At 71.9% G+C, this 17,663-nt stretch carries 20 protein-coding genes; 11 read left to right on the top strand and 9 right to left on the bottom strand.

Annotated features, from left to right (window positions below; genetic code table 11):
• The first annotated feature begins 186 nt into the window (after window positions 1-186).
• The 4 genes from Q9R26_RS16195 to Q9R26_RS16180 are packed head-to-tail and all read left to right on the top strand — an operon-like array spanning window position 187 to window position 2,610.
• Entirely contained in the window at window positions 187-624 is a 438-nt protein-coding gene (locus Q9R26_RS16195) for an Lrp/AsnC family transcriptional regulator (protein WP_017887694.1), read from the top strand.
• Between the two features lie 10 nt (window positions 625-634).
• Complete coding sequence (locus tag Q9R26_RS16190; RefSeq protein ID WP_311227893.1) at window positions 635-1,015, top strand: hypothetical protein; 381 nt, start codon at window positions 635-637, stop codon at window positions 1,013-1,015.
• 3 nt (window positions 1,016-1,018) lie between these two features.
• Window positions 1,019-1,852 (top strand): nitroreductase family protein, encoded by an 834-nt coding sequence (locus Q9R26_RS16185; RefSeq protein ID WP_311227892.1) that lies wholly within the window; start codon window positions 1,019-1,021, stop codon window positions 1,850-1,852.
• Window positions 1,849-2,610 (top strand): YqjF family protein, encoded by a 762-nt coding sequence (locus tag Q9R26_RS16180; protein ID WP_209132687.1) that lies wholly within the window; start codon window positions 1,849-1,851, stop codon window positions 2,608-2,610. Before Q9R26_RS16185 ends, Q9R26_RS16180 begins: the two co-directional genes overlap by 4 nt.
• Here the strand turns inward: Q9R26_RS16180 and Q9R26_RS16175 are convergent.
• Window positions 2,582-3,298, bottom strand: coding sequence for a hypothetical protein (locus Q9R26_RS16175; RefSeq protein ID WP_311227891.1), 717 nt, complete (start codon window positions 3,296-3,298; stop codon window positions 2,582-2,584). The two genes, Q9R26_RS16180 and Q9R26_RS16175, sit on opposite strands and share 29 nt — an antisense overlap.
• A 92-nt stretch (window positions 3,299-3,390) precedes the next feature.
• On the opposite strand from Q9R26_RS16175, the gene Q9R26_RS16170 reads away from it, so the two are divergent.
• Genes Q9R26_RS16170 through Q9R26_RS16155 form a run of 4 tightly spaced genes read left to right on the top strand, consistent with a single transcriptional unit; the run spans window position 3,391 to window position 5,514 of the window.
• Window positions 3,391-4,386, top strand: a complete 996-nt coding sequence (locus Q9R26_RS16170; protein WP_209132685.1) for an SDR family oxidoreductase — start codon at window positions 3,391-3,393, stop codon at window positions 4,384-4,386.
• Window positions 4,383-4,730, top strand: coding sequence for a hypothetical protein (locus tag Q9R26_RS16165; RefSeq protein ID WP_311227890.1), 348 nt, complete (start codon window positions 4,383-4,385; stop codon window positions 4,728-4,730). The genes Q9R26_RS16170 and Q9R26_RS16165 overlap by 4 nt, the downstream gene beginning before the upstream one ends.
• Before the next feature lie 33 nt (window positions 4,731-4,763).
• A complete protein-coding gene (locus tag Q9R26_RS16160; protein WP_311227889.1) occupies window positions 4,764-5,306 on the top strand; it encodes a dihydrofolate reductase family protein in 543 nt (180 codons plus the stop codon).
• Window positions 5,307-5,316: 10 nt separating this feature from the next.
• Entirely contained in the window at window positions 5,317-5,514 is a 198-nt protein-coding gene (locus Q9R26_RS16155; RefSeq protein ID WP_209132683.1) for a hypothetical protein, read from the top strand.
• A 100-nt stretch (window positions 5,515-5,614) separates the two neighbouring features.
• On the opposite strand, the gene Q9R26_RS16150 is transcribed toward Q9R26_RS16155, so the two are convergent.
• Window positions 5,615-9,184 carry a bifunctional proline dehydrogenase/L-glutamate gamma-semialdehyde dehydrogenase gene (locus Q9R26_RS16150; RefSeq protein WP_311227888.1) on the bottom strand — a complete coding sequence of 1,190 codons (3,570 nt, stop codon included), beginning with the start codon at window positions 9,182-9,184 and terminating at the stop codon, window positions 5,615-5,617.
• A gap of 128 nt (window positions 9,185-9,312) precedes the next feature.
• Between Q9R26_RS16150 and Q9R26_RS16145 the strand changes: the two genes are divergently transcribed.
• A complete protein-coding gene (locus Q9R26_RS16145) occupies window positions 9,313-9,792 on the top strand; it encodes a MarR family winged helix-turn-helix transcriptional regulator (protein ID WP_182064247.1) in 480 nt (159 codons plus the stop codon).
• Here the strand turns inward: Q9R26_RS16145 and Q9R26_RS16140 are convergent.
• Genes Q9R26_RS16140 through Q9R26_RS16125 form a run of 4 tightly spaced genes read right to left on the bottom strand, consistent with a single transcriptional unit; the run spans window position 9,789 to window position 12,820 of the window.
• Window positions 9,789-10,496 (bottom strand): zf-HC2 domain-containing protein, encoded by a 708-nt coding sequence (locus tag Q9R26_RS16140; RefSeq protein WP_209132680.1) that lies wholly within the window; start codon window positions 10,494-10,496, stop codon window positions 9,789-9,791. The genes Q9R26_RS16145 and Q9R26_RS16140 overlap by 4 nt on opposite strands.
• Entirely contained in the window at window positions 10,493-11,008 is a 516-nt protein-coding gene (locus Q9R26_RS16135; protein ID WP_071245305.1) for a sigma-70 family RNA polymerase sigma factor, read from the bottom strand. Before Q9R26_RS16135 ends, Q9R26_RS16140 begins: the two co-directional genes overlap by 4 nt.
• Window positions 11,005-11,694 carry a YceI family protein gene (locus Q9R26_RS16130; protein WP_182064245.1) on the bottom strand — a complete coding sequence of 230 codons (690 nt, stop codon included), beginning with the start codon at window positions 11,692-11,694 and terminating at the stop codon, window positions 11,005-11,007. Before Q9R26_RS16130 ends, Q9R26_RS16135 begins: the two co-directional genes overlap by 4 nt.
• A 43-nt stretch (window positions 11,695-11,737) precedes the next feature.
• Complete coding sequence (locus Q9R26_RS16125) at window positions 11,738-12,820, bottom strand: TerC family protein (RefSeq protein ID WP_311227887.1); 1,083 nt, start codon at window positions 12,818-12,820, stop codon at window positions 11,738-11,740.
• A 163-nt stretch (window positions 12,821-12,983) separates the two neighbouring features.
• Here Q9R26_RS16125 and Q9R26_RS16120 point away from each other — a divergent pair, with 163 nt between their 5' ends.
• Window positions 12,984-13,655 carry an HAD family hydrolase gene (locus Q9R26_RS16120; protein ID WP_311227886.1) on the top strand — a complete coding sequence of 224 codons (672 nt, stop codon included), beginning with the start codon at window positions 12,984-12,986 and terminating at the stop codon, window positions 13,653-13,655.
• Here the strand turns inward: Q9R26_RS16120 and Q9R26_RS16115 are convergent.
• Both Q9R26_RS16115 and Q9R26_RS16110 read right to left on the bottom strand, forming a co-directional pair.
• A complete protein-coding gene (locus Q9R26_RS16115; RefSeq protein WP_262139743.1) occupies window positions 13,644-14,171 on the bottom strand; it encodes an AAA family ATPase in 528 nt (175 codons plus the stop codon). The two genes, Q9R26_RS16120 and Q9R26_RS16115, sit on opposite strands and share 12 nt — an antisense overlap.
• A gap of 87 nt (window positions 14,172-14,258) precedes the next feature.
• Entirely contained in the window at window positions 14,259-15,623 is a 1,365-nt protein-coding gene (locus Q9R26_RS16110) for a hypothetical protein (RefSeq protein WP_311227885.1), read from the bottom strand.
• A gap of 99 nt (window positions 15,624-15,722) precedes the next feature.
• Between Q9R26_RS16110 and Q9R26_RS16105 the strand changes: the two genes are divergently transcribed.
• Window positions 15,723-16,580, top strand: coding sequence for an NAD-dependent epimerase/dehydratase family protein (locus Q9R26_RS16105; RefSeq protein ID WP_311227884.1), 858 nt, complete (start codon window positions 15,723-15,725; stop codon window positions 16,578-16,580).
• A gap of 86 nt (window positions 16,581-16,666) precedes the next feature.
• On the opposite strand, the gene Q9R26_RS16100 is transcribed toward Q9R26_RS16105, so the two are convergent.
• Window positions 16,667-17,635, bottom strand: a complete 969-nt coding sequence (locus Q9R26_RS16100; protein ID WP_396136837.1) for a DNA-3-methyladenine glycosylase family protein — start codon at window positions 17,633-17,635, stop codon at window positions 16,667-16,669.
• Between the last annotated feature and the right edge of the window lie 28 nt (window positions 17,636-17,663).

The raw sequence follows: 17,663 nt of genomic DNA, 5'->3' as shown, positions 1-17,663 counted from the left end.
GATGCTCCGGCGAGATGCAGGCTCACTCGCCGTAGCGGACCAGGTCGACGCCACTCAGAAGTCTGGCATGAACCGTCCGACGAGTGCAGTCCCCCGCCTGCGGGACCGTGACACCCGTTCGGGTGACGCACGTTTCGTGCGCGAGACCCACCGACCTCGCAACAAGTCCGCGTACGATGGGGACAAATGGATACGCTCGACCACCGCATCCTGGATCAGCTCCGGGACAACGCCCGCGCCGGCTACGGCGACATCGGGTCGGTGGTCGGACTCTCGGCCTCGGCCGTCAAGCGCCGTGTCGACCGGCTGGTCGGTGACGGCGTCATCCAGGGCTTCACGATCAAGGTCGACCCCGCCGTCGAGGACCGCGGCACCGAGGCCTGGGTCGAGCTCTACTGCCGCGGCACCGTCTCGCCGGACGAGCTGCGTGCCCTGCTCGACACCGTCCCCGAGGTCATCGACGCCGGCACGGTCACCGGCAGCGCCGACGCCGTCGTGCACATGCGCTCGAAGGACCTGTCCGCGCTCGAGGAGGCGCTCGACAAGGTGCGCCTCGCACCCCAGGTCGACCACACCCGCTCCGCGATCGTGCTCTCCAAGCTCGTCAGTCGAGAGACCGCGTAACGTCCCACGCATGGGACGGAAGACGGTCTGGAGGCGCGGCTCGGCACCCACGAGATCGCGCCCGGCCCGGCAGCTGGTCACCGCTGCGAGCGTCGCCTACGTCGCGAACTGCCTGTGGGGCACCGCGGTCGCCGTGCGGCTGATCCGCACGAAGAAGCTCCGCGTCGTGCACCACGGCCTGTTCGTCGTGACCGCGACCCTGACCGGCGTCGCCGCGACGACCCCCGCGTGGACGCGCGACCGGACCGCGCTGTTCCTGCTGCCGGCACTCGTGCCCCTGGCGGTCGCTCCACGCACCGACCCGCGCTCCGGAGCACACTGGAAGGTCGCGGTCGCCGCCGCACCGTCCTACCTGGGGGCCGTGCTCGCCCGCAGGCGATCAGAGAGGTGAGCAGTGGAGCTGTTCGAGGCCATCCGACGACGACGCACGACGAACGGGCCGTTCCTGCCCGATCCGGTGTCGGACGAGCACCAGCGGCTGCTCATGGAGCTCGCCGGCCGGGCGCCGTCGCAGCTCAACAGCCAGCCGTGGCGCTTCGTGCTGATCGAGGAGCGCGAGACGATCGACCGCGTCGCCGAGATCAGCGGCAGCTCGATGACCCGCACCATGGCCGAGGGCACGTTCTTCGAGCGGTACAAGCCGTACTTCCGGTTCTCGAAGGCCGAGATGGACTCCCGACGCGACGGCATGCTCTTCGACAAGCTCCCCGGGCCGCTGCGGCCGTTCACGAAGCAGGTGTTCACGAAGCGCGGGCAACTGCTCATGAACACGCTCCGGGTGCCGCAGACCCTGGGTGAGGAGAACCGGAAGCTCGTCGCCGGGTCGCCGCTGCTGCTCGGCGTGATGCTCGACCGTCACGAGTACCGGAAGGAGGAGCTGTCCGGCTTCTACTCGGTGTTCAGCATGGGCGCGGCGATGGAGAACATCTGGCTCGCGACGACCGAGCTCGGCCTGGGGATCCAGTTCGTGTCCTTCCCGATGGAGACCCCTGGCGCGTGGGAGGAGATCGAGGGACTGCTCCGTGTGCCCGAGTCGCTCGAGCTGATGGCCGTCTACCGGATCGGGTACCTGCCGCCGGAACGACGACGGCCGGCCATCGACTGGACGTCGAGCGAACGCAAGCGACCCTCGCAGTACGTGTTCCGCGGCACCTGCGACACCCCGCAGCAGGGGTGGGACGACGCACCCGTCGCAGCCCACATCGAACCGGAGGCGACCACATCGTGACCGACACCCGACCAACTCAGAGCACCCCGGGCCTCCCGGCCGTCGCCCCCGGCCTGCCGGGCCGCCCCTGGATCTCGCAGGACTGGCTCGACGTCGTCTTCGTGCACTGGCGCGTCGACGTGTCCGCGGTGGCCCCGCTGCTGCCGGCCGGAACGCGGCCCGACACGATGGCGCTCGACGGCACCGACGACGGGGTGACCACCTGGGTGGGCCTCATCGCGTTCCGGTTCGAGGACACGCGGTTCCCGCCGTTCTCGACCGGGAGCATCGGCGACTTCGTCGAGCTGAACGTCCGCGTCTACACGGTCGACGAACAGGGGCAGCGCGGGGTGGTGTTCCTGTCGCTCGACGCCGGCAAGCTCCTGCCGACCATCGGCGCACGCGTCGCGACCGGACTGCCGTACCGGTGGGCGGTCGCCCAGTCGCGTAGCGGTGACGGCCGCGTCGGGTACGCGATGCGTCGCCACGGTACCCACCTGCGGTCGATGCTCGACGTCCGTGTGGGCGAGGCGCTCGACGAGCCGGGGCCGCTCGAGACCTTCCTGACGGCGCGGTGGGGCATGCACGTGCACCGGGCCGGGCGGACGCGGTTCTGGCCGAACGAGCACGAGTCGTGGCCGTTGCACCGGGCCTCGGTGGTGTCGCTGCGGGACGACCTGGTCGGGGCGGCCGGGCTGCCCTTCGGGCTGACGGAGCTCGAGCCGGACTCGGTGCTCTACTCCCCGGGGGTCACGACGCGGTTCGGTCGGGGGCGCTGAGCGGGTCGTTGCCCGGCGGCTCCGGTGCCGGTCGCAGACCGCCGGCGTCCCCTGCCCCGTCGACGTCGGGTCCAGGCGTCCTCGACGCGGCTCGCCAGTTCAGCACCGCGACGACGACGGCAACTGGGACGACCAGGATGCTCCACCCGATCCACAGCGATGCGTGCGCTTCGTCGACGACCGGGACCGTCAACGCCACGACGGCGTACACCGCCGCCACCACCGCGACGGCCGCCGACGCCACCGCACGACCGCGCCGCTCGAACCGCGTCGGGTCGTCGCGCCGCATCGTGTACAAGCCCGTCGCGCCGACCACGTACGCGGTCAGGATCGTCCGTGCGCCCACCGCGAAGGCGAACACCGCCAACGCGACGCCGACCGCGTTCCACACGAGGACCCGAGTGCGGTGCAAGCGCCAAGACGCCGCGCGACTCGGGTACCAGTACGCGCGCCGTCCGGCGACCGCGAGCACGAACGCACCGACCAGCCCGACGGCACAGGCCGGGGTAACGACGGGCAGGGCGGAACGCTGCAGCCAGATACCGATCGCCAGGATCGCCATCGCCCCGGCGGCCAGAGCCGTCGGCGGCCCCCACCACTGCTCGGGGACGACCGGCGTCCGGCGGATCCAGCGCGGCTGCGGCTCCGCGTCCGGCTCGGGTTCCACGGGGTCGTCTCGCGTGTCCACACCACCATCATGCTCGGCCACCGCCCTGCGGCACGGGTCGTCGGGGGACAGCGGCTGAGTGGTGCACGGTCGACCGCAGGTACAAGGGAGCCATGACTCGAGTGGCAGTGGTGACCGGTGGATCCGCAGGACTGGGACGGGCGACCGTCCGGGAGCTCGCCGCACGGGGGTGGGACGTGGCCGTCCTGGCCCGCGGTCAGGAGGGCGTCGACGCCGCGGCCGCCGAGGTCGAGGCCGCCGGGCGCCGCGGGCTGGCCCTGGTCGCCGACGTCTCCGACCGCGACGCCGTCGAGGCCGCGGCCGACCGGGTCGAGCGGGAGCTCGGACCGATCGACCTGTGGGTGAACGGCGTGATGGTCGGGGTGTTCGGCAAGTTCCTCGACACCGCGCCGGAGGACTTCGAACGGGCGCTGCACGTCACGTACCTGGGGTTCGTGAACGGGACCCGGGCCGCACTGTCGCGGATGGTCCCGCGTGGCCGTGGCCACGTCATCCAGGTCGGGTCGGCGCTCGGGTTCCGCGGCATCCCCCTGCAGGCCGCGTACTGCGGTGCGAAGCACGCGATCGTCGGGTTCACCGAGTCCGTCGTCTCCGAGCTCCGCGAGCAGGGCAGCAAGGTCCGGGTCTCCCGCGTGGACATGCCGGCGCTCAACACGCCCCAGTTCCAGTGGGTGAAGTCGAAGCTGCCGCACCACCCGCAGCCGGTCGCCCCGATCTACCAGCCCGAGGTCGGCGCCCGCGCCATCGCCGCCGTGGCCGAACGACCGCGCAGCCGCACCTGGGTGGGCGAGTCGACGGTCTACACGATCCTCGGCAACCGGATCAGCGGACGCTTCGCCGACTGGTACGCCGCCAAGACCCTGGTCGACGGGCAGCAGGCGCCGGACAAGGACGGCCTCGAGATGCGGGACAACCTCTACGAGCCGGTGCCGGGCGACCACGGTGCGCACGGGGTCTTCGACGAGTCCGCGCACGCCTGGTCGCCGCAGACCTGGTGGGTGGAGCACCGCCGGGTCGGCAACGGGATCATCGGTGCGGTGCTCGGTGCCGCCGGGGCCGTCGCGCTCGTGGCCGGGCGACGACGATGAGCCGCCGGGGATCCGGGCTGGCAGCGCCCTCGCTGGTCGAGATCGGTCGGGCCGGACTCGGGCTGTGGCACCTGAGTCGCGCCCTGCGCGGCCGGGAGCAGGCGGTCCTGCACGGCGTGCTCGGTGTCCGGCAGCTGGCGCAGGCGCTGCTCGTCACGCGCTCCGGCACCGGGAACGCGCACACCCTGAGCGCCGTCGTCGACGCGCTGCACGGTGTGACCATGGTGCCGCTCGCGGTCGCCGACCCCCACCGCCGTCGGTTCGCCGTCGGCCAGCTGTGGATCGCGACGGTCCTGGCGGTCGCCGAGGCCGCCGCGGTCGGTCGCGGGCAGCGCCGACGCTGATCCTGTCGGGGGTGCTCGGTAGCGTCCCCCGACATGAGCACGATCTACTCGGTCGCCTCGTCGCTCGACGGGTTCGTGGCCGCACCCGACGACGACCTCGGCTGGCTGCTGCAGTTCGGCTTCGAGCCGTTCCAGGAGCACCACGACCGGTTCTTCGCGGGCGTCGGTGCGATCGCGATGGGGTCGACCACGTACGAGTGGTTGCTGACCCACGACGACACCTGGGCCTACCCGGACGTGCCGACGTGGGTGTTCACCTCGAGGACGCTGCCGGTGCCGGACGGCGTCGACGTGCGGTTCGTCTCCGGCGAGGTCGGCGACCACCAGCCCGACCTCGAGCGCGCGGCCGGTGACCGTGACGTCTGGGTCGTCGGCGGCGGACTGCTCGCGGCGCAGTACCAGCAGGCGGGGCTCCTCGACGAGCTGCGGGTCACCGTGATGCCGGTCGCGCTCGGCGCCGGCGCACCGCTGTTGCCGGTGGCGGCCCCGACCCCGGTGTTCGCGCTCGTCGGCACCACGCAGTTCGACGGCGGGGCGGTCGAGCTCCACTACCGTTCCGCAGCAACCGCGGCGTAGCGTCCGGAGCATGAGCGACAACGAGCAGACCGAGCCCGTCATGGACGGCGCCACCGATGCCACGAACCACGAGAAGCTGCAGGGCCTGATCGAGCAGGTCGACCACGACCACGCCGGTGAAGGTGCCGGCGCGATGGCCGACCACCTGCGGGACCGCATGGACGAGACCGGCGTCGAGGCCGAAGACGCGGGTGACGCCGAGGACTGATCCTCGGATCGCTTCGTGAGCAGAAGAGGTCGGGTCCCGTCTGGGAACCCGACCTCTGCTGCTCACGAAGCGGAACGCACGAAGCGGAACGCGCGAACGCCTAGACGCGCAACTCGGAGAAGTCGCTGTCGACGTCGCCGAACCGGTGCGCTGTGATCGACACCGACTGCTCGCGCAGGTACGGCAGCATCTCGATCACGCCGGCCTCGACCACGGGGGCGTCATGGATCGCGACGTCGATGCTCGCACCCAGGGCTTCTTCGAGGGCCAGGGGGTCCCCGCCGAGCAACCGGATCCGGGCTCCGGGACCACCGAACGCCGTGTGCGCCGGCCGGTCCTGCCCCTGTGACAACACGGCCTCGAGCGCGTCGATGGGCTGGTCGTCCTGATCGGTGGACCAGTCCGCCTGGAACACGGCCCCCGAGGACGCACGGGCGTGGAACTCCTGGTCGGACTCCACCAGGTGGTCGACGACGTCGAGCGGCGACCGGTTCCCCGCCAGCAGCTGCGTGAGCGGGCCGGGCAGTGGCCGAGCCGTGCTGAGCAGGATGTGCGCACGTGCCGAGGTCGCGGCGACGAGCGTGCGGACGAGGTCCACGGTCGAGGCGTCCTCGGCCTGGCGCACGATGACGGACTGGGATCGGTGGCGCAGCACGTTCCGCTGCACCACGAGCCCGGACAGGTCCCGCGACCGGAAGAGGGTCTCTCGTGCACGCACGTCGCTCAGGGCCCCGGCGCGGACGCGGTCGAACTCCTCGAACGACAGCCCGCTGCGTGCGGCCTCGATCACCGCGGTGACGCGTGGGGGCAGGCCGTGCAGCTGGATGCTCTTGTGCACGGTCCGGGGCGTGGGCAGCCAGCGGCCGAGGGTCGCGACGTACATGGGGCCGCCGGCCTTGGTGCCGGTGCCGACCGAGGAACCCTTCCAGCCGCCGAACGGCTGACGTCCCACGACGGCACCGGTGATCCCGCGGTTGACGGACAGGTTGCCGGCGCGGACGCGGGCGAGCCACTCGGACACCTCGTCGACGTCGAGCGAGTGGATGCCCGCCGTCAGCCCGAAGTCGGTGCCGTTCTGGATGGCGATGGCCTGCTCGAGGGTCTCGGCTCGCATGATGCCGAGCACCGGGCCGGAGTACACGGTCTGGTGGAAGTCGCTGCCGGGTCGGACACCGTCGCGGATGCCCGGCGACCAGAGCCGGCCGGAGTCGTCGACCGCCTCGGGCTGCACGAGCCAGGACTCCCCCGGCCCGAGCTCGGTCAGACCGCGGCGGAGCCCGCCCTGCGGTTCTGCGATGAGCGGGCCGACCTGCGACGTGGGGTCGTCGGGCCACGCGACGCGGAGCGTGCGGGTCGCGTCGACGAGCTGCCGCTGGAAGCGCTCGCTCTCACCCACCGATCCGACCAGGATCAGGAGGGACGCCGCCGAGCACTGCTGTCCGGCGTGCCCGAAGGCGGACTGCACGATGTCCTGCACCGCCAGGTCGAGGTCGGCGCTCGGTGTGACGACGATGGCGTTCTTGCCGCTCGTCCCGGCGGTGAGCGGCAGTCCGGCACGCCACCATCGGAACGAACGGGCGGTGTCGGACGAGCCGGTCAGGATGATGCGGTCGACCGTGGGGTGGCCGATGAGGTCGCGGCCGAGTTCGTCCTCGGCCAGGTCGACGAGCTGCAGCAGCGAGTGCGGCACCCCGGCGTCCCAGAGCACGTCGGCGAGCACGGCACCGGAGCGCTTCGCCTCGGGCGCGGGCTTGAGCACGACACCGCTGCCCGCAGCGAGCGCCGCCAGCACGCCACCGGCGGGGACCGCGACCGGGGAGCTCCACGGCGGCACGACGACGGTCAGCCGCGGCGGCACGTACTGCGCGCCCTCGACGTCACCGAGGCGCCGGGCGCTCTCGGCGTAGTAGTGGGCGGCGTCGACGGCCTCGGTCACCTCGGCGTCGGCCTCGGCGAAGGTCGTGCCCGTCTCGGCGGCCATCACCTCGATCAGGTCGGCGCGGCGGGTCTCGAGTTCGTGCCCGATGAGGTCGAGGAGCTCGGCACGGTCGGACGGGTCCTGCCGCCCCCAGTTCACGCCGGCCTGGGCGGTCCGTGCCATGATCCGCTCGAGCTTGGAGCGGTCGGCGACCTTCGCACCGCGGATCGTCTGCGCGCCGAGCTGCGAGCGCGGCACCCGGCGCAGGACGTCGAGTGCCCAGGCCCGGTTCGCGGCGATGGACGGGTCGGTGTCGGGGGCGTTGCGGAACGCGTCGCGCAGGACGGGTTCGCCGAGCGCACGACGGCGGTCCTGCGTGCGGTGGGTGGCGGAGACGGGCTCGTCGAGTGCGGTGACGGACGCCAGGAACCGGCTGTGCTCCCGCTCGAAGACGCTGGCGTCGTGGTCGATGTCGGACGCGGCGGCGATGAAGTTCTCGGGGCTCGCGCTCTCCTGCAGGCGACGGGCCAGGTACGCGATGGCCGAGTCGAACTCGTCCGGCTGCACGACGGGCGTGTAGAGCAGGATCTGCCCGACGTCGGCCCGGACGGCCTGGGCGTGGGTGGACGCCATGCCGAGCAGCATCTCGACGTCGACCGCGTCGGTGACCCCGCGGCGCTGCGCGAGCACCCACGCGGTGGCGAGGTCGAACAGGTTGTGTCCGGCGACCCCGATCCGCACGGCGTCGGTGCGCTCCGGCGTCAGTGCGGCGTCGAGCATCCGGAGGTAGGCCGTGTCGGTCTCGCGCTTGCTGCCCCACGTGGCGAGGGGCCACCCGTGCAGGATCGCGTCGACGTGCTCCATGGCGAGGTTCGCGCCCTTGACGAGCCGCACCGTGATCGGGGCACCGCCGCGCGCCCGGCGTTCCTGCGCCCACTCGGTCAGCGCGTCGAGTGCTCCCGCCGCGTCGGGCAGGTAGGCCTGCAGCACGATGCCGGCCGGCAGGTCGGCGAACTCGTCACGGTCGAGCAGCCCCCGGAACACGGCGATGGTGACGTCGAGGTCGCGGTACTCCTCGATGTCGAGGTTGATGAACTTGGCGGGGCGTCCGGCGGCCGTCGGTGCGGTGGCCAGGCGGTAGAGCGGGACGAGCCGGTCGACGACGCGCTCGACCGTCTGGTCGAAGGCCCACGGCGAGGTCTGCGGCACGACGGCGCTCACCTTGATCGACACGTGGTCGACGTCGTCGCGGGCGAGCAGGTCCATGGTGCCCTGCAGGCGTCGGTCGCTCTCGGCGCTGCCGAGGACGGCTTCGCCGAGCAGGTTGACGTTCAGTCGCGTCCCCGGACCGCGGACCTTGGCGAGGGCGGGGCCGAGCTTGCTCGTGCTCGCGTCGATGACCAGGTGCCCGGTCATCCGGCGCAGGATCCGGCGCGCGGTCGGGATCACGGCCCAGGGCGCCATGGTGGCGAACCCACCGCCGAGCGTCACCGCCCCGCGCAGGTACCAGGCGAGGAAGTCGGGGACGTCACGGCTCAGCTGCTCGAGGTTGCGTGCCGCCACCCGGGGGTCTTCGGGGCGGATGACCTTGTCCACGAACCCACGGGTGAAGTCGAGGCCCTGCTCGTCGCGCAGGACCTCGGCCAGACGCGCAGCACCCGGGTCGGGCTTCACCCCGGCGGACGCCGCCAGCCACCGGCGCACGAGCGCGACGGCGTCATCGGTGGTGTCCTGGAGGCGAGCACTCGGCATCCTCCGATCGTATGCCGCACGTCCGACGCGACCTCGGAGCACGCCGTACGTCGGCCAGGAGTCATCCGAGCGGATGAAAGGGGTCGCTGCGCGGTCCGACCGTCCGCCCGGTGGATACGCTGGTCGGCATGTCGACGGAGGGCAACGGTGGCCACGACTGGGCCACCTGGGACGCGTACCACGACGTCTGGCGACGACTCGACCGGGCGCTCGACCGGGCCGTCCAGGCGGGCGCCGGCATCTCCGTCCCCGAGTTCGAGATCCTGATCGGCCTGCACCGTGACCCCGACCACCGTCTGCGTGTCCGGGACATCGCCGCGGGGATCGGCTGGGAGAAGTCGCGCGTCAGCCACCAGGTCACGCGGATGGTCTCCCGCGGCCTGGTCGAGCGGGCGGACTGCCCGAGCGACGCCCGTGGCAGCTGGGTGGTGATGACCGCGGACGGCCGTCGCGCGGTGCTCGCCGGCATCCGCGCGCACACCGGTGCGCTCGAGGACCTGTTCTGGAGGCCCGTGGGGACCGACGCCGAGACGCTGCGGTCCGTCAGCGCGCGCGTCCAGGACGCCATCGGCCCCGACGATGCGTCGGACGAGGCCGAGGCCGGTTAGAGCGTGACGACGGCGAGCGCGCCGCGCTCACCGCGCAGCCGGACCTGCACGCTCTCGATGTCGTCCCGCGGGATGTCCGTCGACGCCGACAGTCCTCGGGCGTCCGCGCCGGCAGCCGTCCACGAGCCCACGGTCTGCGTCGTGCCGTCGGTCCGGACGACCACCAGGTCGTAGAGGATCGACCCGTCCGGCGACCACTCCTTGCCGCCGTACGAGCACCCCCAGTCGAAGCGGGTGCCCCACTGCTCGCCGCTGATGGCGAGCTGGACGTCGAGTCCCTGCACGCCGGTCATGTCGTAGCGGTCGGCGGTGGCAGCTGCCGTCGGAGTGGCACCGGCCTGCACCGTGGTGCGCTCGCCGGCGGCGCCGACCGCGAGCCCGCCCAGGACGGCGGCGACCACCGCGAGCCCCGCGGTGGCGGCGACCCAGACCCGGCGACGGCGGCGACGGTGTCGGACGCGGTGCGCGACGGAGGCGAGGTCGCTCTCGGAACGGGTGTCGGGCCTCCCGTCCGGTTCTGCGATCTCGATCGCCTGGTCGGCCGGCAGCTTGCCGAGCAGCCCCGGCAGACCGACCAACTCCGCGACGGCGGCCGCGCAGCGGTCGCACGTCTCGAGGTGCCGTTCGTACTCCAGCCGCTCAGTGGCCGGGAGCGACCCCAGGACGTACGCCGCATCCCACTCCGCGTACCTGTCGTCGCTCATCGGGTCACTCCTCGTTCCTGCAGTGCGAGCCGCAGGGCTCGCAGCCCGTAGTGCAGCCGCGACTTGGCGGTGCCCTCCGGGATGTCGTGTCGTCGTGCGATCTCCGGCACCGTGTGCCCGAGCCAGTACGCGTCCACCACCACGCGGCGGTGGTCCGGGGTCAGCGACGCGAGTGCGTCGGCGACCACGATCCGGTCCAGCACGGCGTCCGTGCTGTCCGACTCGATCCGTTCGACCTGGTGCTCGGTGCCGTGCTCACGGCGGTTGCGGGCCGACCGTGCGTCGTCGACCACCAGGTTGCGCGCCACCGTGAAGAGCCACGCCCGCGCGCTGTCAGGTGCCCGTTCGAGCACGGCCGGACGCTGCCAGGCGCGGACCATCGTCTCCTGCACGACGTCCTCGACCGTCGAGCCGTCCCGCGTGAGGTGCCGGACGTACCGCGTGAGCGCGTCACCGTGCTCGCGGTACAGCGTCGCGAGCAGCTCGTCCGCGGAACGACTCGTCACGGTCACTTCCCGAGGTCGAGGGAGAACTCGACGGAGCCCTTCCCGTCCACGGTGACGAAGCCGAGCGACGGCGCCTTCACGCCGTAGTCGGCGAAGGTGATCGGCACGGTGCCGGCGACCTGGACGGTGCCGCCCTCGCCGACCGCGACCTGCGCATCGGCGGTGACCGGCTTCTCGACGCCGTGCAGGTCCATCGTGCCGGTCAGGGTGACGTCCTGCGTGGAGCCGTCGAGCGCCTTCGTGACGTCGACGGGCTTCGTGAGCTCGAACGTCGCGGTCGGGTACTTGTCGGTCTGCAGTGCGGTGGAGCGGAAGTACTCGTCGCGGGCGGCTTCGGGGGTGCTGATCTTGCCGACCTGCACGGTGACGGACGCCTTGGTGAGGGACCCACCGTCGACGACGGCGGTGCCCTTGACGTCCTTCGTGCGACCGACCACGTTCACATCATTCCCCTGCAGGACCTCGTGCACCCGGTACCCGGCGTACGAGCTGCTCTTGCTCGTCCAGGTGCCGTCGGCGTCCTTCGCGTCGAGGGTGCCGGACGAGGACGCCGACAGCGAGGGTGCTGCGGCGGCCTGGCCGTTGACGGTGTTCGCGTAGATGACCGGGCCGGCGATGACGGCTGCTGCCGCCACGACGACGACGCCGGCGGAGATCCCGATGATGACCTTGGTTCGTTTGCGGAGTGCCATACCCTGAACGACGAGGTAGCCGGGCGGATCGTTCAGACGGGTTTCAGTCGGCGGTGCGGGCGCGGTCCTGGTCGGATCGGTCCTGGTCGGCCCGGTCGTCGTCGGTCGCCGCTTCGCCGTCGGTCGCGGTGTTCGTCACGGCGCCGTCGTCGGTCGCGGGGGTCTCCCCGCGCATGCGGACGAGGCTCGCCAGCGTCGACACGGCCATCGCGGCGACGATCACCAGCAGGGACACCCACGTGTTGATCTCCGGCGCCCACTCGATGTGGTGGCCGCCGTTCAGGAACGGCAGCTCGTTGTCGTGCAGCGCGTGCAGGACGAGCTTCACACCGATGAAGGCCAGGATCACGGCGATGCCGTACTTCAGGTAGACGAGACGCTCGAGCAGTCCGCCCAGCAGGAAGTAGAGCTGGCGCAGACCCATCAGCGCGAAGACGTTCGCGGTGAACACGATGAAGGGGCTCTCGGTGATGCCGAAGATCGCCGGGATCGAGTCGAGCGCGAACAGCAGGTCGGTGGTGCCGATCGCGATGAGCACGATGAGCAGCGGCGTGAAGTGCCGGACACCGTCGTGGTTGGTGCGGAACTTCATGCCGTCGTACGTGTCGGTGAGACGGACCCGGCGGCGGAGCAGCCGGACGATGAAGGTGTCCTTCTGGTCGTCCTCGTCCTCGCCGCGGAGCTGCTGGATCGCCGTCCAGATCAGCCAGGCGCCGAAGATGTAGAAGATCCACGAGAAGTTCTCGATGAGCTGCGCGCCGACCAGGATGAAGATGCCGCGGAGCACGAGCGCGATGATGATGCCGAGCAGCAGCACCTCCTGCTGGATCTTCTTCGGCACCGAGAAGCGCGCCATGATGATGACGAACACGAACAGGTTGTCGATGCTCAGGCTGTACTCGGTCAGCCAGCCCGCCAGGAACTGCCCCGCGGAGTCGCCACCGGCGAAGACCAGCATGAGCACCGCGAAGACCAGTGCGAGCCCGACGTAGATGCCCACCCAGACGCCGGATTCGCGCAGCGTCGGCACGTGCGGGCGACGCGCGACGATGAGCAGGTCGGCGAGCAGGATCGCGACCAGGGCGATCATCGAGCCGACTTCGAACACGACGGGGAGCTCGGGCATGCGGAGCCTTCCTTGCTGGTGGTGGGGCGGGCAGCTTCGTGAGCGACCCGCACCAGTCTCCGGCATGATCCGGGCGGTGGCGAACCCGGGGGCTGCGTGCGGCGGACAGGCTCGTCCCGCTCGCCGGCCGTCGCACCGTTCGGACGCGCCGTAGCCTGGGCGCGTGGCGACTCCGCGAGCGATCTGCTTCGACCTGGACGGGACGCTGTTCGACCACCAGGGGTCTGCTCGGGTGGGTGTGACCCGGTTCCTGCAGGGCTTCGGCGTGGAGCCGACGGAGGCGGCGATCCGGGCCTGGTTCACGGCCGAGGACGAGCAGTTCGAGCGCTGGCGGTCCGGGGCGATCAGCTTCCGGGAACAGCGACGCGGACGGCTCCGCACGGTCCTGCCGCACCTGGGAGTCGAGGTGCCCGGGGACGACGCCGCCCTGGACGCGGTGTTCGACGACTACCTGCGTTCGTACCGGGAGGCCTGGCGGCTCTTCCCCGAGAGCCTGCCGCTGCTGCACGAGTTGCGCGAGCACGGCCACCGCCTCGGTCTCTTGACGAACGGCACGGAGAGTCAGCAGCTCGACAAGCTCGCTCGGACCGGCCTGGCCGACGCGTTCGACGTCGTCTGCATCTCGGAACGCATCGGCTTCCAGAAGCCGGACGTCCGCGCGTTCCACACCCTGGCAGCACAGCTCGGGCTCGACCCGACGGACTGCCTGTTCGTCGGTGACGACCCCGAGCGCGACGTGGCCGGAGCCCGAGCAGCCGGGATGCGCGCGGTGCTGGTCGACCAGGCGCAGCCGGAGACCCCTGGTCTCCGCGCGGTCGTGCTGTCAGCGCGCTGACGTCACCGCGTCCGCGACGGCCCGGGCCACCTCGGTGGCAGGGACGTCGGTCGCGTCGATGACCTCGGCCTCGGCGTGCAGCCAGCCGCGCGCCGCCTCGGCGTAGGCGTCGACGTACGCGAACCGGAACGTGGACGGCCCCACGATCGGGTCGTTCTGGATCCGGTCGCGGAGCGTCGACTCGTCGACGTGCAGCAGGAAGTGCCGGACCGGGATCCCGTGAGCATCGAGCCCCGCGGCGATCTCACGCCAGTACGCCTCGACCAGGACCGTCATCGGCATGATGAGCGGCCCGCCCACGTAGTCGTGCACCCGGCGAGCGGTCTCGACCACGAGCGGCCGCCACGGGTCCCAGTGCTGGAAGTTGTCGCTCTCCGGCAGCCCCGGCGTGACGTCCATCAGCACCTCGCCGACCTTCTCGGCATCGAGGATCCGCGAGCCGGGCAGCAGCGGCTGGAGCAGTCGGCTCGTCGTGGTCTTGCCCGCCCCGTGCGTTCCGTTCAACCAGACGATCACACCAGGACCCTAGCCGCCGACCACCCCGAGGGGCGGTCGGCGGCTGGTCGGCCGGGCAGTCAGCGGTTCGGCCGACCGGTCGAACGGTCAGCGACCGCTGAGGTCGTACGGGGCCACCGTCGAGTCGACCGTGGTCAGGTACCCACCCCCGGCGAGCGCCGTGGGCAGCGTGATGGTGCGGAGCACGGATGGCTTCGCACTGGTCGTGTCGATCTGGGTGATCTTCCCCTCGTCGCCCCGCGTCACGAACACGCTGCGGCCGTCGTCGGTCGCCGCGGTGAACCGCACCGACGCGCCGGCGGCCGACTGTCCGGCGACGGGCCCCTTGCGCAGCGGCGTGAGCGGGACCGAGGCCGTGCGGCCGGAGTAGACACCGTCGGCCTGCTTCCGCACGAGGACGAGCGAGTCCCCGGTACCCGACGTCAGCGCGACGGCGGCGAACCGGGCGGTGACGGCGACCCGGGTGAAGGACCCGGTGCCGAGGTCGACACTGCTGATCCTGCTGGACGACGTCGACGAGGTGGTCAGGTAGACGGGGACGGCGTTCCACGGGGTGCCCGCGGCCGTGATCCCGGCCTGCGTGCCCACCGCGGTCGTGCCGTCCGGTGCCATGCGGGGTCGGTAGCTCTGCACGCTCGGCTTCGGGTAGGCGACGGACCGGGAGCTCGTGAAGCCGGCCCGCGTCACCCGGACGGTCTGCACGCCGGCGGCGAGGTCGGAGCCGATCACCGTCCCGGTGGCGTTGACGATCGGGCCGTGCGGGTAGGCGCCGAGTGGCGTGGTCGCGACCGGGCGCGGATGCGTTGCGCCCTGCATGATCGCCGAGACGGAGTAGGCGTCGAGTCGTCCGCCCGCGGTGACCACCAGGCGCAGGGGGCTGCCGACCAGGAACGTCTCCACCTCTTCCGTGCCACGCTTGCCCGTCGTGGCGAGCTGCACGGCCGAGGTGTCGATCCGAGCAGTGCGCTCCGTCTTCCGCCGCAGGTCGATCACCGTGACCCGCTGGCGCTCGGAGCCGTCGAAGTCGGAACCGACCGCCAGGTGACGCCGCGCGGTGTCGGTGGACAGCCAGCCGGCGCGCTCCCATCTGCCGTCGCCGTTCGGGATCGCGTAGTGCTGCGCGATGCGAGCCGTGCCGCGGGGGCCGATGGCGAGGACGTCGAGCTGCGGCTTCGACTCGTCCATGAACGCGATCTGCCCGTGGCCGAGCTGCACGGAGCCCGCGTGGGTGCCGAACTCGATCCCGCTCAGGGTGGCGGTCCGCCGGCCCGTCACGGCGTCGTTGACGTACACGCGCTTCGCCGTCGGATCGGCCGTGACGAGCCAGCTGTGGTGGGCGGTCCGGGTCACGGTGGGTGCAGCCGAGGCGGGGACGGCGATCGCGGCGCCGACGAGCGGGACGAGCCCGGCCAGGACGAGTGCGGGGAGGAGACGCAGGGATCGAGCGGACATGGAGCTCCTGTCGGGAAGACTGGACGGTGGTCGCCCAGTTGAGAACGATTATCACAAAGCTCTCCGCCTTCCACCATGAGACCGTGCCAAGGTCGAGCCGTGCAGAACTCCACGACAGTCGTCATCGCCGGATGCGGCGACCTCGGGACCGAAGCCGGCCTGCGCTTCGCCGACCAGGGCCACCACGTGATCGGACTCCGCCGCCGCGCCGAGCTGATCCCCGCACCGATCACCGGCCGGAGCGTCGACCTGCGCCACGAGGTCCCCGAGATCCCCGCCGACACGAGCGTCGTCGTCGTGGCCTTGGCCGCCGGCAGCCGCGACGTCGACGAGTACCGCGCCACCTACGTCGACGGCCTGCGCAACGTGCTCGACGGCATCGACACCTCGGAGGCCGACCCCCGGGTGCTCGTCGTGTCCTCGACCGCCGTGTACGACGTCTCGGACGGCAGCGAGGTCACCGAGGAGACACTCGCGCGTGGGGCGACCCCGACCGCCGAGGTCCTGGTCGAGGCCGAGGTCCTGCTGCGCGAGCGCGCCCCCGGCGCCGTGCTGGTCCGGCTGTCGGGCGTCTACGGTCCGGGCCGCGAGCGGCTCATCGACCAGGTCCGGTCCGGGTCCGCACGGCTGGCGCCGGGCACTTCACCGCACACGAACCGCATCCACCGCGACGACGCCGCCGCCGCGCTCGTGCACCTGGCGGCCCTGCCCGACCCGGCACCGCTCTACCTGGGGACGGACGACGAGCCGAGCCGGTTGGACGACGTGCTGCGGTTCCTGGCCGACGAACTCCACGTCGCCGAGCCGTCGACGGGCGACGGTGACGCGCGGCAGGCCGGCGGCGACAAGCGCCTGTCGAACGCGTTGCTCCGGTCGACGGGATGGACGCCCCAGTACCCGACGTTCCGCGAGGGCTACCGCGCCGTGCTGGCCGGTGAGGGCACCCGCCACCCCTGACACCCCGCAAGACACCGGTGTCCACGCGCCGAACACCCGCGTGCGGGTGTTCAAGGTGCGAACACCGGTGTTCCACGGACCGCCGCTCAGTGGCCCCGGTGGTCCTGGATGGTGATCCGCGGCCCGAACGACGGCTTCCGGAACCCGGAGCCGCCGATCAACCGCACGACACGCTCCCGGTGCCCGCGCCAGGGTTCGAGCAGCTCGAGCATCCCGTCGTCGTCCACGGGGGCGCCCGTGAGTGCCCACCCGACGAGCGCCGGCACGTGGAAGTCCCCGACGCTCGGCGAATCCGGATCACCGTGGGAGCGCTGCGCGGTCTCGGCGGCGGTCCACCGGCCGACCCCGGGGATCGTCTGCAGCTTCGTGGACACGACCTCGCCACCGCGGCCGTGGGCCAGGGTCCGCTCGAGTGCCGGCGCGAGCTTCACGGCACGCATCACGGTGGCCGAGCGCCCCGGTTCGATGCCGGCACGGTGCCACTCCCAGCTCGGGATCCGCGCCCACGTCGGAGCGTCCGGCGGCACCATCATGCCCGCGGGTGCCGGACCGGGCGCCGGGGTGCCGTGCCGACGGAGCAGGTACCGCCACGCCCCCCACGCCTGGCGCGAGGTCACCTTCTGCTCCATGATCGCCGGCACGAGCATCGCGACCACGGTGTTCGTGCGGAGCAGCCGGAGCCCGGGCTGCTTGTGGCGGGCGGCGGCGAGGAACTCGTGGCGCGTGACGTCGAACCCGTCCCAGTCGTCGCCGCGACCGAGCATCTCCGGAGCGTGGGAAACGGCCCACGCAGCACCGTCGCCCCACGCCGACACCGCGATCGTGTCGCCGGCCCGCCGGATCGCCACGGAAGCGGGACCGGAGGGCGTGCGCAGCGCGAGCCACACGACGCCGCCGACCACCTGGAAGGCCGGGTCGCCGGAGCCGCGCTGCAGGGGCCGCAGGGTCGACGCGACGTCCACCGCGCCTCCAGGCCGGTACACCGTGTCGACGCGAGACGCATCGCCGGACGCACCAGCGGCCGCAGGCGGCGAAGCGGAAGCGAGCAGGCACACACGGGGATGGTAATGCGGAACCACCGTC

It is taken from the genome of Curtobacterium sp. BRB10 (assembly GCF_031844325.1).
Classification (GTDB): Bacteria; Actinomycetota; Actinomycetes; order Actinomycetales; family Microbacteriaceae; genus Curtobacterium; species Curtobacterium poinsettiae_A.
The sequence above is the reverse complement of the archived record's forward strand: the minus strand, read 5'-3'. Positions and strand labels throughout refer to the sequence as shown.